This is a genomic window from Brucella tritici (assembly GCF_008932295.1).
GTDB classification, from domain to species: Bacteria; Pseudomonadota; Alphaproteobacteria; order Rhizobiales; family Rhizobiaceae; genus Brucella; species Brucella tritici.
The window spans coordinates 1-5,638 of sequence record NZ_WBWA01000057.1 but is presented as its reverse complement, the minus strand read 5'-3'; the positions used below and the strand labels follow the sequence as shown (position 1 = coordinate 5,638).

The window sequence follows — 5,638 nt, the reverse complement described above, 5'->3', positions numbered from 1 at the left end:
CGATTTGCCTGACAGTGACAGGGCGCAAAAGCAAAGGCTTAATAGCGCAATCGATAAGGTTGCGCACATGCTCGGCAATACAAGAACGGTATGCCGGCAGTCTTACATACATCCTGCCATCCCCGAATACTGGCTGGCCGGAAAACTTGGCTCGCAGATCGATGCCGCTGGAGCTATCCGGCTAGTTGCGCCTGAGCTTAGCGATGCCGAGCGTCGCACTTTGAAATGGCTACTTTTCATCGAGGCGGAAAAGAGCTGACCAACGGATGACGATGGCTGTTGACGGTTCACGATCTCGCGGCACGATGCGGTTATTGATTGGCAGGCGCAGAACGCCATTAGTCATCATGATGGCTCGATCAATATGTTTTAGGTTAGTGGAAAGACTTAATTAACCGCTTTTAACAGCAGGTGGCGAAATGTCGGCTCTCGATCTGGTTGTGACATTAATACTACAGACATATTTCATTCATGAGTTATCCTTTAAATAACGAAATAACCTTAGGCTATTAGATCACGGAGAAATGCCATGAAAATTAAGTCTCTTCTTTTGGCGTCAACTGTTGCTCTTATTGCTACAACCGGTGCGAAAGCTGCTGACGCTATCGTTGAGGAGCCTGCGCCAGTAATCGTTGCTGAACCTGTTTTTAGCTGGACTGGCGCTTATATTGGTGGGCAGATTGGCTACGGGTGGGGAAAATCGGAATTCGAAGATGCTTTCCGTGTGAAACCGGACGGTTTTCTCGGTGGTCTTTATGCCGGTTATAACTTTGATGTCGGCAATAACTTCATTCTCGGTATCGACGGCGATATCACCTATAATAATCTAAAGGACAACTACAGCGCTACTGACGGAGATATTGCTGGTGACCTTGAGAGCAAGTTGCGGTGGTCGGGTGCTGTTCGCGCACGGGCTGGTGTCGCATTTGATCGCTTCATGCCCTATATCGCGGGCGGTGTTGCCTTCGGTAGCGTGAAAAACACGCTTTCAGCGACGGACGGTGTGGATGAAATCAGCGTATCGCAAAGCAAAACCTATACTGGCTGGACGGCTGGTGCGGGTGTTGACTACGCTGCTACTGACAACCTCATTCTGCGCCTTGAATATCGCTACACTGATTACGGTAAGAAGGACTTTGATTTTGGCACGGATGTAAGTGTCGAAGACAAGTTCAAAACACATGACGTTCGTTTGGGCGTAGCTTACAAGTTTTGACAAGCGTAATCTCGGAAATATAGAAAGGCGGCCCGTGGGGCCGCCTTTTTGTTGCAGAGGCTCTTACGAATAATATTCGCCTGGCATTTACGGCTTGAACCCAATATGTTTTTCCTTGGTCGCCTTTGAATCTTCCGCATACCGGTATGGAAAAATTTATGGATAGTGCAGTGCTTTTCTTGCATGCGCGTGGACAGTCGGCCGATGAAATCCGGATGTTGGATTGGAACAGCAATCCAATCGGAAAGCCAGAAAAGTGGCCCACTTCTCTGATAACTGCGGTTCAGATGATGCTGGCTTCGCATTTCCCAAAGGCTATTATCTGGGGACCGGAATTCACCACGATTTATAACGACGCCTTCCGACAGATTCTCGGTGAGAAAGAGAACTGCATGGGAGCATCATTCCGCGATATTTGGGCCGAGGCTTGGGATGAAATTCAACCGATGGTCCAGAAGGCCTATGCGGGTGAGGCCATTTTTATAGAAGACTTTCCCTTGGTGATTGATCGGCACGGATATCCTGAGCAATGTTATTTTACTTTCTGCTACAGCCCGATTTACGATGAAAGAGGGCGAGTGGCTGGCATGATGGATACCGTCATCGAGACCACGACAAAGGTTGAGGCGGAAAAGCATGCTCGCATACTGAATGCCGAACTCGCTCATCGGATCAAGAATACCTTTAGCGTCGTAGCAGCGATTGCTGGCCAGACCTTCAATAACAATGCTGATGAAGAGGTGATCAACACCTTTACCAGGCGCCTGTTTGCACTCGGAAATGCACACGATGTGCTGCGATTGGGCAAAAGTTCTGAAGGTTCCCTTCGTCAGATTGTGAGCGGAATAACAAACGCGCTGGCGGTGGCGGATCGCGTGCAGATAAGCGGACCGGACGTTCTGATCGGCCCTAAAGGAGCTTCAACGCTTTCGCTTCTAATCCACGAACTGACCACCAATGCGATCAAATATGGCGCTCTTTCAAACAGTGAGGGGCGTGTGCTGTTGGAAGTGGCTGTCTCAAAAAGGCAAGACGATGCGGTCTTCTCGTTGCATTGGGCTGAGTTTGGCGGGCCACCTGTTATCGCGCCAACTAAGACCGGATTTGGCTCCAAGCTGATAAGAATGGGGTTGTTGGGCGCCGGCGAGGTTGACGCTGACTACCGAACAGAAGGGTTTGCTGTGAAATTCTCTGCCCCTCTTCGCCAATTGCAGGGTGAGGGTCGTCTTTTTGACTCTACTTAGTTGGATCAGGAATGCTTCATTCCAGTCCCTTTTTCGTCATGATCTCCCTTATGAGCAGCAGACAGATGGGTATTTGACGTGTTTGGGCCGCCTTGAGATCGGTTCTGAAAGGTCATGCTCGGCCAAAGAGTTACGCCAGGATTCCTGACATCGAAGCGGCCTGTTCGAAAGCAAGTCTCGCGTCTTCGGTACTTCCAATGTCGTGCGTGCATAAAAGGCAAGCCTTGATAGCGACGCCGAGACTATCTAATTCGAACCTATTCCATTGAGACAGTAGTATATTCTCGGCATCTGCTACGGTTCTCACCGTCTGCGTAATGCCGTCCGCAATTTCAATGACGACAGCGTCATCCCAGTGCACCTGTTCCATGTCGAAATCCTTTATACAGTGAACCCTTCACCAATTCGAAAGTTCCGTGGTTCAACAAGTTTATCGCCAGGAGTCGATCAGCTCACCCGTGCAGACGAGTTCCAATTGCTCACTAAATCGTTGGTGACAAAGAGAGATAATTGCGTCGTGGGTTTGATTGGAAACGCTGCATACTGCGTCGTGGACAATGATCACCCGATATCCGCGATCTACCGCGCCCAATAGTGTTGCGAGAACACAAAGATCGGTCTCCGCTCCGCTGACGATCACAGTATGAACGCGCCGTTTGTGCAGATATCGCTGGAGGAAGCCTTCGGTCCAGGGGGAGTAAACAGTCTTATCAAGTACAACAGCAGGTGGCGAAAAATCTCCTAACGGGTCGACGAGGTCGATGAATGACGGATTAATACGATTGAGAGTAAGGGTTTCCCACTTGCGGTAGTAACCTCTCCATGCTCCTAGGGCAGCGTCGGGTGACCTTGGAGGTATAAATCGGGTAAAGATCGTTTCTTCACTGCGCTGGGAGCAGATATCCACGATATTGGGCAAGATCGCGTCAATCCATGGCACGTGCCAAGGCGAAGCAGGTCCGAAAAGATTCTGCATGTCTATGCATAGATGCATGCAGCCGTCCCGCAAATCTCCACGCAGAAGCCCGGTTTCCAGAGGCATGTTATCCTTCAAGCGATCCGTGAATTGAAGCCGCCAAACGGACTCTTTCCGAGAATGCGACAGTCAATCTAAAACAACTAAGTGGCTTTTTGCGTTGACGACCGCGTCTGGACTACAGTCTGTTCGACGCAAGAAATTTAGATCCCGTGAGGGAACGAGCTTTCCGCCGCTCAAGTTTTACAGGTAACGGCTGCGTTCTCGTTCGATTTCCTCTTCGGTATAGGGGTCGGCATTGGCGTCAAATCTTTGCCAGCCTTCGTCTGCATACAGCTTACGTCGAGCATTGATATCCACTAAACTGGCTCCGGCTAAAATAGCATCTGCTTCCGCGACACGATCGACCGCAACTCGAGCGGTGACAAGTGAGCCACCGCGACGAATGCCTTCAGCGTATAAGTGAGCGTCTTCTTCCGACACCCCGCTCTCCGTGAGCGCTCCGATGAGACCACCGGCGACCCCCCCGACAACTGCGCCTCCGACTGCACCGGTCAATGTTGCTGCGAGCCAACCTGCGGCGACGACTGGCCCAACGCCGGGAATCGCCATCAACCCAAGCCCTGTCAAAAGACCACCGGCACCACCGACAGCCGCACCTAATCCTGCACCGACCCCCGCGCCAGAGCCGGCATTACTCTCGCCATCATCATCGCGACGATGCGAGACAATGGAAATATCGTCTGACGGGAACCCAGCGTTTTCGAGACGTGCTACGGCATCCCTGGCTGCTTCATAACTGTCAAATAATCCGGTAACGGTTTTCATAGTAATCTCCCATGTTCAGATAGTGGATGGAAGCCAAAGCTTCACATTGGCTTCTTTGTGACATTACCCTGGTAGTCAAGCTGGACATCCAGCTTCTCGTTACCTTTCATGGCAGAGGCTTCCCAGATGCCGTTTTCTTCGTTCAATTTGAGGCCGCTTACGCCAGTGTATCCTGCCTCCTCAATCCTTGATTTGGCTTGATCTTCTGTAAAGCTGTTGGCACCCTTAACCGGCGCGTCAGGATTGTTGTTTTCAGGCGATGCTACCGCTGGAGTTTCCGGAGAGGTTTTGCCGGTGTCCTGAGCGAACACAGCCGAAGGCGCGATGATACACGCACTCACGAACGCTAAGGTTATGATTTTCATTGTTTTTCTCCAGTGAAATAAGTAACAAACATTAAACTCTCACTTGCGGCATAAGTTCCAAAAAAGTTTTTCAAAATGGAACCACCTAAGCCTCGCGTGACGATATGTTCTTGCAGGCTACGGTTCAGCGAAAGCGCGTGTCGCTTGTTTCAGACCTGCGTATTTGAAACGATCCAGATGCGTTTGCATCAACGAACCTCATTCCAAATGAACGGTTTTCTACCGCATAGGCATCCCTACGAAACATTGCGCCGCTTTTTGGGTTCAGTTAACCAACTGTTGGCGCTGGAGCATCGCAGATGGACAAAAACTTTCGGCTGGATACCGTAGACGATAATCGAGCCACAATATCATTTCCTTTTGATCGAACGACAGTGCAGCGCTTTCGCAAGGAATTTCCCCCTGCACGATGGAGCGATTGGAAAAAGGCTTGGATCGTTCTTGGGAAAACCGCGTCTCGGCGCATTGATCGTTGGCTGGCTCGAGAGGCCGCACGCGCCAATCCCTTCGCCGAGGAAAAGGGGAGAGACGCCTATGAATTCGAACCGATCCTCAGTTTTTATCTTTCGGTCGACGGTGACGGGTTACGAATTAAAACACCATATTCGCGACGCCTTGTTGAAGAAATCCGTCAGATATCCTTCGCAAGGTGGGACTATAATACCAAAGTTTGGCGGGTGCCCTTTGCATCCTATGATGAACTTGTCCAGCACTGGGAGACCATTGAAAGCGAGGCCAGGCGCAGCGAACCGGAAGAACGGCGTAAGCGCGCCGAAGCCCGTAAGGGGAGCGATGAAGAAAAAAGGCACGTCGGCGTGCGAACGAGCGCAGGCGACGAAGAATGGTTGTGTCGCAAATTTTCCATCAGGTTAAAAGCAGCCTGATCTTCAGACGCAATTATGCTGCGAGCTCCGCAAAGACCTCGAATGGCGAGCGGTTGTCATTGGCAAATTGGTTCTTGCGGATCATATGGGCCACTTCGATGCCCGCGATTGTCGCTGCGGCTGAA

The 5,638-nt window shown here is 50.8% G+C and carries 7 protein-coding genes and 2 pseudogenes; 4 read left to right on the top strand and 5 right to left on the bottom strand.

Going from position 1 to position 5,638, the window contains the following annotated elements; translation table 11 throughout:
- From F9K91_RS26230 to F9K91_RS25205, 3 genes and pseudogenes are all read left to right on the top strand, one after another.
- Positions 1-259 (top strand): annotated as a pseudogene (locus F9K91_RS26230) (DNA topoisomerase IB); the annotation flags it as partial.
- 270 nt (positions 260-529) lie between these two features.
- The gene (locus F9K91_RS25210; protein WP_109988285.1) at positions 530-1,216 is read left to right on the top strand and encodes an outer membrane protein; all 687 of its coding nucleotides are present in this window, start codon (positions 530-532) and stop codon (positions 1,214-1,216) included.
- Positions 1,217-1,374: 158 nt separating this feature from the next.
- Entirely contained in the window at positions 1,375-2,460 is a 1,086-nt protein-coding gene (locus F9K91_RS25205) for an HWE histidine kinase domain-containing protein (protein ID WP_235913453.1), read from the top strand.
- A 130-nt stretch (positions 2,461-2,590) separates the two neighbouring features.
- Here the strand turns inward: F9K91_RS25205 and F9K91_RS25200 are convergent, their stop codons facing one another.
- The 4 genes from F9K91_RS25200 to F9K91_RS25185 form a co-directional block, all read right to left on the bottom strand.
- Positions 2,591-2,830 carry a DUF982 domain-containing protein gene (locus F9K91_RS25200; RefSeq protein ID WP_151679043.1) on the bottom strand — a complete coding sequence of 80 codons (240 nt, stop codon included), beginning with the start codon at positions 2,828-2,830 and terminating at the stop codon, positions 2,591-2,593.
- A gap of 60 nt (positions 2,831-2,890) precedes the next feature.
- On the bottom strand, positions 2,891-3,502 hold the full coding sequence (locus tag F9K91_RS25195) for a cysteine hydrolase family protein (RefSeq protein WP_151679042.1): 612 nt from the start codon (positions 3,500-3,502) through the stop codon (positions 2,891-2,893).
- A 177-nt stretch (positions 3,503-3,679) separates the two neighbouring features.
- Positions 3,680-4,264, bottom strand: a complete 585-nt coding sequence (locus F9K91_RS25190) for a general stress protein (RefSeq protein WP_151679041.1) — start codon at positions 4,262-4,264, stop codon at positions 3,680-3,682.
- A 41-nt stretch (positions 4,265-4,305) separates the two neighbouring features.
- Positions 4,306-4,629 (bottom strand): PepSY domain-containing protein, encoded by a 324-nt coding sequence (locus tag F9K91_RS25185; protein ID WP_151679040.1) that lies wholly within the window; start codon positions 4,627-4,629, stop codon positions 4,306-4,308.
- A gap of 299 nt (positions 4,630-4,928) precedes the next feature.
- Between F9K91_RS25185 and F9K91_RS25180 the strand changes: the two genes are divergently transcribed.
- Positions 4,929-5,513, top strand: a complete 585-nt coding sequence (locus tag F9K91_RS25180; protein WP_151679039.1) for a hypothetical protein — start codon at positions 4,929-4,931, stop codon at positions 5,511-5,513.
- A gap of 13 nt (positions 5,514-5,526) precedes the next feature.
- Here F9K91_RS25180 and F9K91_RS25175 read toward each other — a convergent pair.
- Positions 5,527-5,638: pseudogene (locus F9K91_RS25175) on the bottom strand (IS6 family transposase); the annotation flags it as partial.